This window comes from Burkholderia sp. AU30280 (genome assembly GCF_020420125.1).
Lineage (GTDB): Bacteria > Pseudomonadota > Gammaproteobacteria > Burkholderiales > Burkholderiaceae > Burkholderia.
Map to the genome: position 1 here is coordinate 321,116 of NZ_JAIZRY010000002.1, position 16,004 is coordinate 337,119.

14 protein-coding genes are annotated in these 16,004 nt (G+C 68.6%); 8 read left to right on the top strand and 6 right to left on the bottom strand.

All coding sequences use genetic code 11. The annotated features are described in order from the left end of the window. Positions 1–262: 262 nt before the first annotated feature. The 5 genes from LGN17_RS05555 to fahA are packed head-to-tail and all read left to right on the top strand — an operon-like array spanning position 263 to position 6,192. A complete protein-coding gene (locus LGN17_RS05555; RefSeq protein WP_226195468.1) occupies positions 263–1,924 on the top strand; it encodes an FAD-dependent oxidoreductase in 1,662 nt (553 codons plus the stop codon). A 28-nt stretch (positions 1,925–1,952) separates the two neighbouring features. Beyond that, positions 1,953–2,183 (top strand): DUF2783 domain-containing protein, encoded by a 231-nt coding sequence (locus LGN17_RS05560; protein ID WP_071334001.1) that lies wholly within the window; start codon positions 1,953–1,955, stop codon positions 2,181–2,183. Continuing rightward, entirely contained in the window at positions 2,180–3,541 is a 1,362-nt protein-coding gene (locus LGN17_RS05565) for an MFS transporter (RefSeq protein WP_226195469.1), read from the top strand. The genes LGN17_RS05560 and LGN17_RS05565 overlap by 4 nt, the downstream gene beginning before the upstream one ends. A gap of 15 nt (positions 3,542–3,556) precedes the next feature. After that, positions 3,557–4,891 carry a homogentisate 1,2-dioxygenase gene (hmgA, locus tag LGN17_RS05570; RefSeq protein WP_226195470.1) on the top strand — a complete coding sequence of 445 codons (1,335 nt, stop codon included), beginning with the start codon at positions 3,557–3,559 and terminating at the stop codon, positions 4,889–4,891. Further along, positions 4,888–6,192 carry a fumarylacetoacetase gene (gene fahA / locus LGN17_RS05575; protein WP_226195471.1) on the top strand — a complete coding sequence of 435 codons (1,305 nt, stop codon included), beginning with the start codon at positions 4,888–4,890 and terminating at the stop codon, positions 6,190–6,192. Before hmgA ends, fahA begins: the two co-directional genes overlap by 4 nt. 151 nt (positions 6,193–6,343) lie before the next feature. Here fahA and LGN17_RS05580 read toward each other — a convergent pair whose 3' ends face one another. The 5 genes from LGN17_RS05580 to LGN17_RS05600 all read right to left on the bottom strand — a co-directional run bounded on the left by LGN17_RS05580 (position 6,344) and on the right by LGN17_RS05600 (position 11,970). Next, entirely contained in the window at positions 6,344–7,504 is a 1,161-nt protein-coding gene (locus LGN17_RS05580; RefSeq protein ID WP_226195472.1) for an MFS transporter, read from the bottom strand. A gap of 93 nt (positions 7,505–7,597) precedes the next feature. Beyond that, the gene (locus LGN17_RS05585) at positions 7,598–8,767 is read right to left on the bottom strand and encodes an MFS transporter (RefSeq protein ID WP_089460489.1); all 1,170 of its coding nucleotides are present in this window, start codon (positions 8,765–8,767) and stop codon (positions 7,598–7,600) included. A 238-nt stretch (positions 8,768–9,005) separates the two neighbouring features. After that, positions 9,006–9,776, bottom strand: a complete 771-nt coding sequence (bluB, locus tag LGN17_RS05590; RefSeq protein ID WP_226195473.1) for a 5,6-dimethylbenzimidazole synthase — start codon at positions 9,774–9,776, stop codon at positions 9,006–9,008. 181 nt (positions 9,777–9,957) lie between these two features. Next, entirely contained in the window at positions 9,958–10,956 is a 999-nt protein-coding gene (locus LGN17_RS05595; protein WP_226195474.1) for a 2-hydroxyacid dehydrogenase, read from the bottom strand. 30 nt (positions 10,957–10,986) lie between these two features. Beyond that, positions 10,987–11,970, bottom strand: coding sequence for a LysR family transcriptional regulator (locus LGN17_RS05600; protein ID WP_175957962.1), 984 nt, complete (start codon positions 11,968–11,970; stop codon positions 10,987–10,989). Here LGN17_RS05600 and LGN17_RS05605 point away from each other — a divergent pair. Further along, complete coding sequence (locus tag LGN17_RS05605; protein ID WP_226195475.1) at positions 11,969–12,163, top strand: hypothetical protein; 195 nt, start codon at positions 11,969–11,971, stop codon at positions 12,161–12,163. The genes LGN17_RS05600 and LGN17_RS05605 overlap by 2 nt on opposite strands. A gap of 565 nt (positions 12,164–12,728) precedes the next feature. Beyond that, positions 12,729–13,940 (top strand): pyridoxal-phosphate-dependent aminotransferase family protein, encoded by a 1,212-nt coding sequence (locus tag LGN17_RS05610; protein ID WP_175966747.1) that lies wholly within the window; start codon positions 12,729–12,731, stop codon positions 13,938–13,940. A gap of 27 nt (positions 13,941–13,967) precedes the next feature. Here LGN17_RS05610 and LGN17_RS05615 read toward each other — a convergent pair whose 3' ends face one another. Further along, complete coding sequence (locus LGN17_RS05615) at positions 13,968–14,903, bottom strand: AraC family transcriptional regulator (protein ID WP_175966749.1); 936 nt, start codon at positions 14,901–14,903, stop codon at positions 13,968–13,970. A gap of 137 nt (positions 14,904–15,040) precedes the next feature. Here LGN17_RS05615 and LGN17_RS05620 point away from each other — a divergent pair, with 137 nt between their 5' ends. Next, positions 15,041–15,931, top strand: a complete 891-nt coding sequence (locus LGN17_RS05620; protein ID WP_226195476.1) for a DMT family transporter — start codon at positions 15,041–15,043, stop codon at positions 15,929–15,931. Positions 15,932–16,004 lie beyond the last annotated feature (73 nt).

Sequence of the window (16,004 nt, forward strand, 5' to 3'; positions counted from 1 at the left end):
GTCCTCGACGCGCCGCCTAGGGTTTACGTTTATTTCACTATTCGTAATTGGTTTTACTATTCGTAAATCCAGGATTTGTCGCCGATCAAGAAATGCGGCACGCGGGCGCCGCGAAACGGCGCCGTTCACGAATCAACAGGAAGCAAGGAGCGAGACGTGGCGGTTGACAGGCATTGCACGCGGGAGAGCGGCGCGGCGCGCCGGCTGGCGACGGGCGGGATGACGGGCGTGCCGGCGAGCGCCCGGCGGGGCTGAGGAGCGGATGGCGACCATGAGCATCGATTACCAGACGCTGAAGTTCGAATACCGTCCGCGTGCGCAGGACGCGACCGTTCACCCGGTGATCGTCGTCGGCGCGGGCCCGGTGGGCCTCGCGGCCGCGATCGACCTCGCGCAGCAGGGCGTGCCCGTCGTGCTGCTCGACGACGACGACACGCTGTCGACCGGCTCGCGCGCGATCTGCTTCGCGAAGCGCACGCTCGAGATCTTCGACCGGCTCGGCTGCGGCGAGCGCTTCGTCGACAAGGGCGTGAGCTGGCACGTCGGCAAGGTGTTCCTGCAGGACGAACAGCTGTACGCGTTCGACCTGCTGCCCGAGGAAGGGCATGCGCGCCCTGCGTTCATCAACCTGCAGCAGTACTACGTCGAAGGCTACCTGGCCGACCGTGCGTTCGAGCTGCCGAACATCGACATCCGCTGGAAGCACAAGGTGACGGGCATCGACCAGTCGGCCGAACACGCGGTGCTGACGATCGAAACGCCGGACGGTGTCGCGACGCTGTGCGCGCAGTACGTGATCGCGGCCGACGGCTCGCGCAGCCCGATGCGCACGATGATGGGCCTCGAAAGCCACGGCCGCACGTTCAAGGACCGCTTCCTGATCGCCGATGTGAAGATGAAGGCGGAGTTTCCGACCGAGCGCTGGTTCTGGTTCGACCCGCCGTTCCACCCCAATCAATCGGTGCTGCTGCATCGCCAGCCCGACAACGTATGGCGCATCGACTTCCAGCTCGGCTGGGATGCCGACCCCGTCGCCGAGAAGCAGCCGGAGCGCGTGATCCCGCGCGTGCGCGCGCTGCTCGGGCCGGACGTCGAGTTCGAGCTCGAATGGGTGAGCGTCTATACGTTCCGCTGCCAGCGGATGGAGTCGTTCCGTCATGGCCGCGTGCTGTTCGCGGGCGATTCCGCGCACGGCGTGTCGCCGTTCGGCGCGCGCGGCGCGAACAGCGGCGTGCAGGACGCCGACAACCTCGCATGGAAGCTGAAGCTCGTGCTCGACGGCCGTTCGACCGACCGCCTGCTCGACACGTATGCGAGCGAGCGCGAGTTCGCGGCCGACGAGAACATCCGCAACTCGACGCGCTCGACCGACTTCATCACGCCGAAGAGCCCGGTGTCGCGCGTGTTCCGCGACGCGACGCTGAAGCTTGCGCGCGACTGCGAGTTCGCGCGCAAGCTCGTGAACAGCGGCCGTCTGTCGGTACCGGCGGTGCTGGCCGATTCGCCGCTGAACACGCCGGACCGCGAAGGCGACGCATTTGCGTGCGCGATGCGGCCGGGCGCGGCGGCCGCCGATGCGCCGGTGCGTGTGCAGGGCGTGTCGGGCTGGCTGCTGCAGCACCTGGGCGGCGGCTTCATCGGCGTGCTGTTCGGGTTGCCGGGCGATGCGGCCGCGCTCGCGCAGGCCGTCGACGGCCTCGCGCCGCCGGTGCGGCCCGTGCTCGTCGTGCCGGCCGGGCACGCGCAGCCGGTGGCGGGTGTCGACGTCGTGGAGGACGTCGACGGTTTTGCCGCGCAACGCTATGACGCGAAGCCCGGCACGTTTTACCTGCTGCGTCCCGACCAGCATGTCTGCGCCCGCACGCGCACGCTCGACCGTCAGGCGCTTGCCGACGCACTGGCGCGCGCGACCTGCGAACGCTGAAAACGATCAAGACACCGGAGACACCGTCATGCCCCCACTCGACACCCGTCCGCGCCTGGCTGACCCCGACGCGTTCTACGAAGCGCTGATCGACATGCATCGCGACCTGTCCGACGCCGACAGCCAGCTCGTCAACGCGAAGCTGATCCTGCTGCTCGCGAACCAGATCGGCGACGCCGACGTGCTGCGCGAAGCGATGGCGCTCGCGCGCCAGGGCGTGACGCCGCCCGTGCATCCGGCCGCCGAGGTGGCGCAATGAGCGCGGCGCCGGCAGGCGCGCGCGTGCTCGAAGTCGAGCGCGTGATCGACGAGACCCATCGCCCGGGCTTTCACTGGATGCTACTCGCGTTGTGCGGGCTATGCCTCGTGATCGACGGTTTCGATGCGCAGGCGATGGGCTACGTCGCACCGAGCGTGATCGCCGAATGGGGCGTGCCGAAGCAGGCGCTCGGTCCGGTGTTCAGCGCGAGCCTGTTCGGGATGCTGCTCGGCGCGCTCGGGCTGTCGGTGCTGGCCGACCGGATCGGGCGGCGCCCGGTGCTGATCGGCTCGACGCTGTTCTTCGCGGTGACGATGCTCGCGACGCCGTTCGCAACCTCGATTCCCGTGCTGATGGCGCTGCGCTTCGTCACGGGCCTCGGCCTCGGCTGCATCATGCCGAATGCGATGGCGCTGGTCGGCGAGTTCAGCCCGGCCGCGCATCGCGTGAAGCGGATGATGATGGTGTCGTGCGGCTTCACGCTCGGTGCGGCGCTCGGCGGCTTCATCAGCGCCGCGCTGATTCCGGCGCTCGGCTGGCGGTCGGTGTTCTTCGTCGGCGGCGCGGTGCCGCTCGTGCTGACCGTCGCGATGGTCGCGCGGCTGCCCGAGTCGCTGCAGTTCCTGGTGCTGAAAGGGCGCGTCGCGCAGGCGCGCGACTGGCTCGCGCAGTTCGCGCCGCAGGCGGGCATCGACGCGAACACGCGGCTCGTGGTGCGCGAGCGCGCCGCGACCGGCGCGCCGGTCGCCGAGCTGTTCAGCCACGGCCGCCTGCCGGTCACGCTGCTGCTGTGGGCGATCAGCTTCATGAACCTGATCGATCTGTACTTCCTGTCGAACTGGCTGCCGACCGTGATGCGCGACGCGGGCTATTCGCCGGGCACGGCGGTGATCGTCGGCACGGTGCTGCAGACAGGCGGCGTGATCGGCACGCTGTCGCTCGGCTGGTTCATCGAACGCTACGGCTTCGTGCGCGTGCTGTTCGCCTGCTTCGCGTGCGCGGCCGTGTCGGTGGGGCTGATCGGCTCGGTCGCGCACGCGCTGCCGTGGCTGCTGGTGGTCGTGTTCGCGGGCGGGTTCTGCGTGGTCGGCGGGCAGCCGGCCGTGAACGCGCTCGCGGGCCAGTATTACCCGACGTCGCTGCGCTCGACGGGCATCGGCTGGAGCCTCGGCATCGGCCGGATCGGCTCGGTGCTCGGGCCGCTCGTCGGCGGACAACTGATTGCGCTCAACTGGTCGAACGGTGCGCTGTTCCACGCGGCCGCGGTGCCCGTGCTGTGCTCGGCGCTGTTCGTCCTGGGCTTGGCCGGAGTAACGCGGCGCAACGGCGCGCAGGCGCCGAACGCCGCGATGAATTGAGGGAGAAAGGAAACGATGACGCTTGACCTGTCGAAACCGGCGACCGCCGGCTACCAGAGCGGTTTCGCGAACGAATTCGCGACCGAGGCGCTGCCCGGCGCGCTGCCGCACGGCCGCAACTCGCCGCAGCGCGCGCCGTACGGGCTGTATGCGGAGCAACTGTCGGGTACCGCATTTACCGCGCCGCGCGGCCACAACCGCCGCTCGTGGCTGTACCGCATCCGCCCGGCGGCCGTGCACCGGCCGTTCGAGCCGTATGCGGGCCCGCAGCGCCTCGTGTCGGAATTCGGCGACTCGGTTGACGTGCCGCCGACACCGCCGAACCAGCTGCGCTGGGATCCGTTGCCGATGCCGGTCGAGCCGACCGATTTCGTCGACGGGCTGGTGACGATGGCCGGCAACGGTTCGGCCGCCGCGATGAACGGCTGCGCGATCCACCTGTACGCGGCGAACCGTTCGATGCAGGACCGCTTCTTCTACAGCGCGGACGGCGAACTGCTGATCGTGCCGCAGCAGGGGCGGCTGTTCATCGCGACCGAATTTGGCCGGGTCGACGTCGAGCCGTTCGAGATCGCGGTGATCCCGCGTGGCGTGCGGTTTGCCGTCACGCTGCCGGACGGCGACGCGCGCGGCTACATCTGCGAAAACTTCGGCGCGCAACTGCGCCTGCCGGATCTCGGCCCGATCGGCTCGAACGGACTCGCGAACCCGCGCGATTTCCTGACGCCGCAAGCCGCGTACGAGGATCGCGAAGGCGCGTTCGACCTGATCGCGAAGCTGAACGGCCGCCTGTGGCGCGCGGACATCGGCCATTCGCCGCTCGACGTCGTCGCTTGGCACGGCAACTACGCGCCCTACAAGTACGACCTGCGCCTGTTCAACACGATCGGCTCGATCAGCTACGACCATCCCGATCCGTCGATCTTCCTGGTGCTGCAGTCGCAGAGCGACACGCCGGGCGTCGACACGATCGACTTCGTGATCTTCCCGCCGCGCTGGCTCGCGGCCGAGGATACGTTCCGCCCGCCCTGGTTTCACCGCAACGTCGCGAGCGAATTCATGGGGCTCGTGCACGGCGCGTACGACGCGAAGGCCGAAGGCTTCGTGCCGGGCGGCGCGAGCCTGCACAACTGCATGTCGGGCCACGGGCCCGACGCGGACACGTTCGAGAAGGCGTCGGCGAGCGACACGACGAAGCCGCACAAGGTCGACGCGACGATGGCGTTCATGTTCGAAACCCGCACGCTGATCCGGCCGACGCGCTACGCGCTCGACACCGCGCAGCTGCAGGCGGACTACTTCGAATGCTGGCAAGGCATCAGGAAACACTTCAACCCGGAGCAACGATGAGCGATACCCAAGACTGGCGCGAGACGCTCGACCCGGCCCGCAAGAGCTGGGTCGAGACGGCGAACGATCCCGCCTGCGATTTCCCGATCCAGAACCTCCCGTTCGGGATCTTCAGCGATGCGAAGCAGGCGTCGCGCCGTGCAGGCGTGGCGCTCGGCGACCAGATCGTCGACCTCGCGGCGCTCGCCCGCGCGGGCCTCGTGACGCTGCCGGCCGGCGCCGACGTGTTCGCCGCACCGACGCTGAACGCGTTCATCGCGCTCGGCCGCGACGCATGGCGCGGCGTGCGCGTGCAACTGTCCGATCTGTTCTCGCGCGACAACGCGCGGCTGCGCGACGATGCGGCGCTGCGCGCACAGGTGCTCGTCGCGCAGCGCGACGCGACGCTGCATCTGCCGGTCGAGATTCCCGGCTACACCGATTTCTATTCGTCGAAGGAGCACGCGACCAACGTCGGTTCGATGTTCCGCGATCCGAAGAATGCGCTGCTGCCGAACTGGTCGGAGATGCCGATCGGCTACAACGGCCGCGCGTCGTCGGTGATCGTGAGCGGTACGCCGGTGCGGCGTCCGAACGGGCAACTGAAGCTGCCTGACCAGGAGCGTCCGGTGTTCGGCGCATGCCGCAAGCTCGACATCGAACTGGAGACGGGCTTCATCGTCGGCCGGGGCAACGCGCTCGGCGAGCCGATCGCGTGCGAGGACGCGGAAGCGCACATCTTCGGGATGGTGCTGCTGAACGACTGGAGCGCGCGCGACATCCAGCAATGGGAATACGTGCCGCTCGGCCCGTTCAACGCGAAGACCTTCGCGACGACGATCTCGCCGTGGATCGTCACGCTCGACGCGCTCGAACCGTTCCGCGTCGCGCAGCCGGAGCAGTCGCCGCAGCCGCTCGCGTATCTGCGGCACGCGGGCAAGCATGCGTTCGACATCGCGCTCGAAGTGACGCTGCGCGCGGAAGGGGCGGCCGAAGCAACGTCGATCTGCCGCACGAATTTCAAGTACATGTACTGGACGATGGCGCAGCAGCTCGCGCATCACACGGTCGCGGGCTGCAACACGCGCGTGGGCGACCTGATGGGTTCGGGGACGATCAGCGGGCCGACGAAGGATTCGTTCGGCAGCCTGCTCGAGCTGACGTGGAACGGCAAGGAGCCGGTTGCGCTGAACGGCGGCGGCAGCCGCGCGTTCATCGAGGACGGCGACGAGCTCACGCTCGCCGGATGGGGCCAGGGCGATGGCTATCGCGTCGGCTTCGGCGCGTGTGTCGGCAAGATCCTGCCGGCGTTGCAGGCGTAACGCGCAACGTGGCGCGTCCGTGAGCACGACGGCCCGCATTGCGCGGGCCGTCGTCGTTTTTGCAGTGTGATCGGCGTATCGGTGGCCGGGCGGCGCGTGTTCGCGCCGCCGTCGTTTGGGTGGAGCGCCATGGTGGGCTTGCGCGCCGGCATCAGACCGCGCGCTGCAGCGCAGTGCGGCGCTCCCACAGCGCGGCCGCGACGAACGCCGCGACGCAGACGACCAGCACGCCGATCAGCGCGTTGCTGCCCAGCTGCTCCATCAACGCGCCCGCGACCAGCGGGCCGCCGAAGCTCGCGGCGCTCCACGACGCCGACACGAGCGAACTCGCGGTGACGAGCGCCGCGCCGCGGAAGCGTTCGCCGCACGCGACGAGCGACAGCGTGTAGATGCTGCCGGCCGCCGCGCCGAGCACGAACAGCAGCGGCCAGCACAGCCACGGATTGGCGATCACGAGCGGCAGCAGCGGCAGGCCGGCGAGCACGATCCAGCCCGCGCCGAGGTGCACGCGTTCGCGGCCGAGCTTGTCCGCGAGCCAGCCGATCGGGAACTGCATCGCGGTATCGCCGAACAGCATGATCGACGCGAGCAGCACGGCGGTGGCGCTCGCGACGCCGTGATCCATCGCGTAGAGCGGCAGCAGCGACAGCGCGAGCGTGTCGAACAGCGCGAAGAAGCCGGTGCCGATGATCAGCGCGGGCATGCGCGGCAGTACGTCGAGCCAGCGGCCGTGCGCTTCGTGATGCGCGTCGTCGCCGGCGAGCGGCGCGCGCCGGATCGTCGCGAGCGTCGGCAGCGCGAGCAGGAACAGCGCGCCGCACAGCGCGAAGCGAATGCTCGTCGCACCGGCGATCTGGCTGACGAGCACCGGGCCCGCCATCTGGAACAGCGTGAAATTGGTCGCGTAGATCGCGACGACGCGGCCGCGCGTCGAATCGTCGGCGAGCTGGTTGACCCACGCTTCGCCGATCGTGAACAGCAACATGAGCGCGGCGCCGCACAGCACGCGCAGCGCGCCCCACAGGATCAGGTTCGACGTGAACTGCATCAGCGCGGTGGCTGCGGCAAGCAGCACGACCGACACGACGATCGCGCGGCGCGAGCCGATGTGTCGCGCGAGCGCGGTGACGAACGGGACGATCGCGAGACCGCCGAGGGCCTGCGCGGCCGTCAGCATGCCGACGACGTTGGTGCCGTGTCCGGCCTCGGTCAGCGCGAGCGCGGTGAGCGGCAGTGTGGCGCCGGTGCCGAGACCGACGACCGCGACGCTCAGGATCAGCGCAAGGAAATCACGATTGAGAATGGCTTTCATCGGCGGGGATGCTACACCGCGGACCTTGAAAGGTCCATGAAGGCCATCAGGTCCGCGTGGCGTTGTGCGCGCAACGATTCCGGCAGGGTTGCGTTACACGTACTCGGTCGGCACGGCCACCGGCCGGCGCTCGAGCGACGCCGACCACAGCGTGAGCGCGAGCGCCGCGACGGCCATCGCGACGCCGACCCACGGCAGGTTCACGAGCGACACGCCCGAGCCGATCGCCATCCCGCCGAGCCACGCACCGGTCGCGTTGCCGAGGTTGAACGCGCCCTGGTTCAGCGTCGACGCGAGGTTCGGCGCGTCGCTCGCGCGGTCGACGATCAGGATCTGCAGCGGCGGCACGATCGCGAACGCGAGGATGCCCCACACGAAGATCGTCGCGAGCGCGGCGAACGGCAGGTGCATCGTGCCCGCGAACAGCGCGAGGACGACGCCGATCAGCGCGAGCGTCGCGATCAGCGACGGCATCCGGCGCCAGTCGGCGAGCTTGCCGCCGAGCGTGCCGCCAACCGTGAGCCCGAGGCCGAACAGCAGCAGCACGTAAGTGACCTGGCGCGGCGAGAAGCCCGTGACGTCTTCGAGGATCGGCGTGATGTACGTGAACACGCTGAACAGGCTGGCCGATGCGAGCACGCTGATGCCGAGCACCATCAGCACCTGCGGATGTTTCAGCACGCTGAATTCGCGCGTGATGCTGGTGTCGGGCATCGCGAGGTTCTTCGGCAGGCAGACGGCGAGCGCGGCGGCCGCGGCGATGCCGATGCCGGTGACGGCCCAGAACGTCGCGCGCCAGCCGTACGCCTGGCCGAGCGCGGTGCCGAGCGGCACGCCGAGCACGTTCGCGAGGGTGAGGCCGGTGAACATCAGTGCGATCGCCTGCGCGCGACGGTTCGGTGCGACCAGGTTGCTCGCGACCACCGAGCCGATCCCGAAGAACGCGCCGTGGCAGAACGCGGTGACGACGCGCGCGGCCATCAGCACCGCGTAGCCCGGCGCGATCGCGCAGAACAGGTTGCCCGCGATGAACAGGCCGATCAGGCCCATCAGCGCGCGCTTGCGCGGCATCTTCGCGGTGACGATCGCGAGGATCGGCGCGCCGATCGTCACGCCGAGCGCATAGCCCGACACGAGCATGCCGGCGGCCGGGATCGACACGCCGAGGTCGCGGGCGACATTGGGCAGCAGCCCCATGATCACGAACTCGGTGGTACCGATTCCAAACGCGGCGACGGCGAGGGCGAAAAGAGGTAGGGGCATCGCGGTAGGCTCGGGAAAAGCCGCCGCTCGGGCGGGCGCAGGATGCGCGGGGCGGGCGGACGGTAAGGCGAACGACAGCCGCGATTCTACTTCAGTAAAAACCCCTATGTTTGGGGCCAAAACGGGTGTTGCCGGCGTGCGACGGGGCCGTGCGCGTGAAGCTCACAGTGTGGGATTCGGCGGGGATTGCGGCGCTGGATGGGTTGGAGGCGCAACGGTGGCGGCGGCGAGGTGCGCGTCACGCGATGCGTTCGGGCGAGCCGTCGACGCTTGTGGTCGATGCGCTTGCCGGGTCGGCGCCGGTTGCCATTGCCGTGTCCGTGTCCGCCACGTCCGCGCGCGCCGACGGCGAGCCGGCGGCATCGATCGCGGCCGGATCGTCCCAGCCGTTTTCGAACAGGCACGCGTCGATCGGCATCCGCGCCGCCCAGCGCTCCTGCTCGAGCATCGGCTTCGCGTAGAACGCGTCGACGTGCCCGACGCACAGCACGGCGATCGGCTTCGCGCCGTCGGGCATCCGCAGCAGCGCGCGCAGCGCGTCGACGTCGAACAGCGATACCCAGCCCATCCCGAGCCCTTCGGCGCGGGCCGCGAGCCACATGTTCTGGATCGCGCACGCGGCGGACGCGAGATCCATCTCCGGCAGCGTGCGACGGCCGAACACGTGGCGCTCGCGGCCGTCGGCGAGCGCGACGACCAGCAGCTCGCCGCATTCGCGCACGCCTTCGACCTTCAGCCGCATGAATTCGTCCTGGCGCTCGCCGAGCGCGTCGGCGGTCGCGCGGCGCTCGGCCTCGACCAGCGCATGGATCGCGGTGCGCAGCGCCGGATCGGTGATGCGGATGAAGCGCCACGGCTGCATGAAGCCGACGCTCGGCGCGTGATGCGCCGCGCGCAGCAGGCGTGCCAGCACGGCTGGGTCGACGGGCGCCGGCGTGAAGTGGCGCATGTCGCGCCGTTCGAAAATGGCGCGGTAGACGGCGGAGATGTCGGAGTCGTCGAAACGCATGGGCGGCACAAGCAGGGGATGACGTCGGCGCAACGATATCAGACCGCGCGCGGGCCGCGTTACATCATTCGAAACAAAATGCGGAATTGTTGACGTAAAAGATCGCGTTTTCAGCGTTGATCGAAAGCAAACGATTGCGGTCGCGCCGGCAACCATGAAATGAGCCGGTTTCGTCGATTTCTCAGCGATTCGCCGTCACGACGTTCTGCGGCGTGCCGGCATGCCACGCCTCGATGTTCAGCAGGGTGGTGTGCGCGATCTCGGCGAGCGCCTCGCGCGTGAAGAACGCCTGGTGCGACGTGACGATCACGTTCGGGAACGTCAGCAGGCGGGCGAGCACGTCGTCCTGCAGCGGCAGGTCGGAGTGATCCTCGAAGAAGAGCCCGCTTTCCTCTTCGTACACGTCGAGCCCGAGATGGCCGAGCTGGCCGCTCTTGAGCGCGTCGACCAGCGCCTGCGCATCGACGAGGCCGCCGCGCCCGGTGTTGATCAGCATCGCGCCGTGCTTCATCCGCGCGAGCGTCCGTTCGTTGATCAGATGGTGCGTCGACGGCAGCAGCGGGCAGTGCAGGCTGACGATGTCGGCGTGGTGCAGCAACGCGTCGAGCTCGACATAGCGCGCGCCGAACGCGATCAGCTCGTCGTTGTACGGCGGCACCGAGTGCGCGAGCACGTGCATCCCGAAGCCCATCATGATCTTCGCGAACACGCTGCCGATGATGCCGGTGCCGATCACGCCGACCGTCTTGCCGTGCAGGTCGAAGCCGAGCAGGCCGTTCAGCGAGAAGTCGCCTTCGCGGGTGCGCGCGACGGCGCGCGGCAGGCGGCGGTTGAGTGCGAGGATCAGCGCGACCGCGTGCTCGGCAACCGCGTGCGGCGAATAGGCGGGCACGCGCACGACCGTCATGCCGAGCCGCTCGGCGGCGGCCAGGTCGACATGGTTGAAGCCCGCCGAGCGCAGCGCGATCAGGCGCGTGCCGCCGTCCGCCAGCCGTTCGAGCACGGCCGCATCGACGGTGTCGTTGACGAACGGGCAGACGACGTCATAGCCATGCGCGAGGATCGCGGTTTCCGCGTCGAGGTGCGACGGCTGGAAGTGCAGCCGATAGCCGAACTGCCGGTTGGCGGCGGCAAACGAATCGTCGTCGTACTGCCGGCTGCTGAACAGGATCACGCGCACGCTGCACCTCCGAAGGCTGACGCGCGCAGTTTACTGCAGCCCCGTGACGATGTCGGAGCGGTCGGGCCCGCGCGGCGGCCGCAGGAAGCCGTAGTCGGTGCGTTCGCGGGGCGGCTGCGCGCTGAAGTGATCGAGCGCGTGCTCGACGAAGCTGCGCGTGCGGGCCGGCACGTACTGGCGATTCGGGTAGACGAGCGACAGCTGCGTGTCGGGATCGTCGATCCGGTAGCCGGCCATCAGCCGCACGAGCGTGCCGCTGGCGAGCGCGTTGGCGACGCACGGCTCGGGCAGCACCGCGATGCCCGCGCCGGCCACGGCGGCCGCATGGACGAGCGCGAGCTGGTTGACCGTGCAGGCCGGGCGCACCGTGACGGAATGCGCGACGCCGTCGTGGCCGACCAGTTGCCACGCGGGCGCGTGCTGGTGCGGCGCGAGCGTGACCCAGTCGTGGCCCGGCAGGTCGTCGGGCAGGCGCGGCTCGCCGCGTCGCTCGAGATAGGCCGGCGCCGCGACCGCGACGAACGGGTTCGGTGCGAGCGCGTGGCCGATCAGCGTCGGGTTGCCGTCGAGCCGGTTGCCCGTGACGATGCCGACGTCGTAGCCCGAATCGAGCACGTCGAGCGGCGCCTCGGCGACGGTCAGCTGCACGCGCAACTCCGGGTAGCGGTGCCGGAAGCTGCTGACGAGCGGCGTCAGCGCAAGCGGCGACAGCAGGCCCGACGCGACGACGCGCAGCGTGCCGGCCGGTTCGCGCACGGCATGCGCGACGGACGACTCGAGGTGGTCGAATTCCTCGAGCAGCGCCCGGCACCCGTCGAGGTAGCGCACGCCGGCCTCGGTAAGCGACAGGTTCCGCGTGGTGCGGTGGATCAGCCGGGTGTTCAGGTGGCCCTCGAGCATCGCGATCGAACGCGTGACGAGTGCATTGGACACGCCGAGATGGTGCGCCGCGCGCCGGAAGCTCTGTTGCTCGGCGACGCAGACGAATACACGCATGGTCTGAATCTGGTTCATGGCTTGCGTATTTCTGGCCCGGTTGATTGATTATGGTTGTGGTTTTACGCCGCGCACCTTCGAAAGCGCATCGCGCGGCCCCAAGTTTTTCCGTCGTATCGAAAAATCGTTTTTCTCGATTCCACAGACGATTGTTGAATACAGAAGCGATATCCGTCAACCTGTGAAAATGGGCGGGTTGCGAAAAATCTAAATCAGGGGTAACGCGCTAAACGTTGCGCTGTCTCGCATGCCTGCCGTTCAAAGACGGTGCAGTATTAGAATAAGTTTGGATGATGCGAGTATTTCCAATGGTAATCAATGGGTTGCGAACTATTCGAGCAGGCTTGTTCCGGTATTTAAGGGAAGCGTACCCCAATACATGCTGAAATAATGGATGTTTTTTGGGCGGTGCGGGAATTTTGCGTATCCGATTCCGCGCGGCGATTTTTAGGGCGGATCCGGTCTTTTTCGTTCGATACAGAAGTCGCGCTGAAGCGGCGATGTCGGCGAATCGCGGTGTTATTGACGGAGAAAATCGTGTGCTTGACGCATGAATGGAACCGTTTCACAACCTGGGCGGCAATCCTTTCTCAATCCGGATGACTGGCGTGCGACCCGCGCACGGCTGGCTGGCCCGGTCCGGCGGCCGGGCCACCATCGTGCTGTCCGGCTGCGCGTGCCTCTTGCGCGAGGCGGCGGAACACGGAATGATCGATCAGTTCGCCATGCAGCGCGGCGGGCGTCCGTGCACTTCCTTTCCTCACCTTTTACCAGCCATGTCCATCGATTACTCGCCGATTCCCTGTCCCGTCGTCGTGCCGCTCGACGCGATCCTGCCCGAAGAACCGCTGCTGATGATGGGGGCCGGCCCGGTTCCGATCCCGGCCGCCGTCGCGAAGGCGAACACGATCGTGATCAACCACCTCGGCGCGACGATGGCGAAGATCATCGAGCAGGTGAAGGAGATGGCGCGCTACGTGTTCCAGACCCGCACGAAGTGGGTGCTCGGCGTCGCGGGCCCCGGCTCGGCCGCGATGGAAATGGCCATCTCGAACCTCGCGTGGCGCGGTACGCGCGTGCTGTCGATCCGCAACGGCTTCTTCAGCGCGCGGATGGCCGAGATGGCCACGCGTGTCGGCGCCGACGTCGCGACGCTCGAAGTGGCCGACCGCGCGGTCGCGAGCCTCGACGAGATCGCGGACGCGATCGCGCGCGAGCGGCCCGAGATCGTCACGATCGTGCAGGGCGAGACGTCGAACACCGTGTGGAACCGCGACCTGCGCGACATCGCGGCGCTCGCGAAGGCGGCCGGCGCGCTGGTCGTGGTCGACGCGGTGTGCACGCTGTCGACGATGCCGCTCGAGATGGATGCGTGGGGCATCGACGCGGTGATCACCGGCGGCCAGAAGGGGCTGTCGTCGATTCCGGGCGTGTCGCTGATCGCGTTTTCCGACGCCGCGTGGGATCGCATGAAGCGGCGCCCGGAGCCGAATGCGCACTGGTGCCTCGACATGGCGCTCGCCGAGAACTTCTGGCACAACGCGGGCTATCACTACACGGCGCCCGTGTCGGGCGTGCTCGCGCTGCACGAGGCGCTGCGGCTCGTCTGCGCGGAGACGCTCGAAAGCCGCTTCGCGCGCCACCTGCGCTGCTCGCTCGCGCTGCAGGCGGGCGTCGAGTCGATGGGGCTCAAGCTCTATGCGCCGAAGGACTGCCGGCTGAATTCGGTGGTCGGGATCGAGACGCCGGAAGGACTCACGCCGGGGATGGTCTGCGGCCACATCTCGAAGCACTACCAGGTCGAGATTTCGGGCTCGTTCGGCTTGCCGATCGTACGGATCGGACAGATGGGCGAGCAGTGTCGCGAACACAACCTGTTCCGCACGCTGCACGCGTTCGGCCGCACGATGGTCGACCTGAAGGTGCCGGTCGACCTGCCGGCCGGCGTCGCGGCGCTCGAACAGGAACTGTCGGGGCGCGGCGCGTAAGCAGGAAGACGAGGAAAGGGGCCGCGTTCAGCGGCCCTGCATCGCGCGCCGGTACGTGTTCGGCGTCGTGCCGTGTGCGTCGCGAAAGCGATGGCTGAAATGGCCGGCGTTCGCATAACCGCAGTCGGCCGCGATCTGCGCGAGCGGCAGCGCCGTCGTGCGCAGCAGCTCGCGCGCCCGCGCCAGTCGTTGCTCGGCCACCCACGCGTGCGGCGCGCGGCCGAACGACAGCCGGAACATCCGCGAGAAGTGGTATTCGGACAGCGCGGCGACGTCGGCGAGTTCGCCGAGCGTCAGCGGCTGCGTCAGGTACGTGTCGATGTAGTCGCGCACGCGGCGGCGCACGGCCGGCGCGAGGCCGCCGCGGAACGTCGTGTCGGTGCGGGCCGTGCTCTGCCCGCGCAGCAGCAGGCTCAGCACCTCGTGCGCGGTCTCGTTCACGCGCAGCCGCTCGTCGGCATCGTCCCAGCCATCCAGCGCGAGCGAGCGCAGCAGCGCGGCGACGCGCGCATCCTCGAAATAGGTGCGGTCGGCAAGCTTCAGCTCGCGCGGCTCGCGGTCGAGTTCGCGGATCGCGCGCTGCGTGAAGTGCTCGGGCAGGAAATACAGGTGGATGAAGTGCATCTCGCCGCGCACCCACCAGCGCGATTCATGGTCGCCCGGCAGCGCGCACAGCAGGCTCGGTGCGCCGTAGCGCGGCACGCGCTGGCGTTCCGTCCGGTAGCCGCCGTCGAGGTAGCACGACAGCGTGTGGTGGCCGGGCTGCTCGTAGACCGTCTCGCTTTCGTCGGTGATCCGGGTCCATTCGGCGATCGCCAGATGGTCGCCGAGCCACGCGAAGCGCTCGAGCGTCGCGTTCGCGTCGGCGAGCGTGCGGCAGACCGACTGCAGGCCGAACGGCAGATCGCCGCCAGCCAGGGCGGCGGGGTGGTCGACGGGGGGCGCGGAGAGGGAGAAGCTCATGATGGGCCGAGTATAAGCGGGCGCGCGGCGCCGCGTGCGGCGGCCCGAAAAAGACCGCAATTCCGGACAATCGGCGCGCGCCGGGCGGCGGCATAGTCGGGATCCCGTTTCACCCGTTCTTTCGGATCGTTGCCGCCATGAACCTGTCGCTTTATTTCGTCACCGTGCTGATCTGGGGCACCACCTGGATCGCGATCAAGTGGCAGCTCGGCTCCGTGCCGCCGCCCGTGTCGATCGCATGGCGCTTCTGGCTCGCGGCCGCCGTGCTGTTCGCGCTGCTGCGCGTGATGCGCCGGCCGGTGCGCCCGCCGCGCGAAGCGTGGCGCTTTCTCCTGGCGCAGGGCTTCGCGCTGTTCTGCCTGAACTTCCTGTGCTTCTACTATTCGGAGCAGGTCGTGCCGAGCGGCCTCGTCGCGGTGATCTTCTCGACTGCGCCGCTGTTGAACTCGATCAACGGGCGGCTGTTCATGGGCCGTCCGCTGCGGCCGTCGGCGATCGCCGGTGCGCTGCTCGGGCTGGCCGGCATCGCGTGCCTGTTCTGGCAGCAGATGGCGGGCCACCTCGACGACCACGCGACCTGGATCGGGCTCGCGATCGCGTTCGCGGGCACGATGTGCTTCTCGGCCGGCAACCTGCTGTCGAGCCGGATGCAGTCGATGGGGCTGCACCCGCTCGTCACCAACGGCTGGGCGATGCTGATCGGCGCGACGATCCTGACCGTCGGCAGCGCCGCGGCCGGATTGCCGTTCACGCTCGACACGAGCCCGCGCTATCTCGGCGCGCTCGTCTACCTGGCCGTGCCGGGCTCGGTGATCGGCTTTACCGCGTATCTGACCCTCGTCGGCCGGATCGGGCCGGAGCGCGCCGCGTACTGCACGGTGCTGTTCCCGATCGTCGCGCTGGCCGTGTCGACGGTGTTCGAGGGCTACCAGTGGTCGCCGCTCGCGGTGGTCGGGCTGCTGCTGGTGGTCGCCGGCAACCTGGTTGCGTTCGACCTGACGCGGCGGTTGTTTCTGCGGGCCGCGTGACCGGCTGGCCCGCCGCACCGGCCGCGCCCGGATACAAAAACGCCCGCGCGATGCGGGCGTTTCTTTTGGGTGG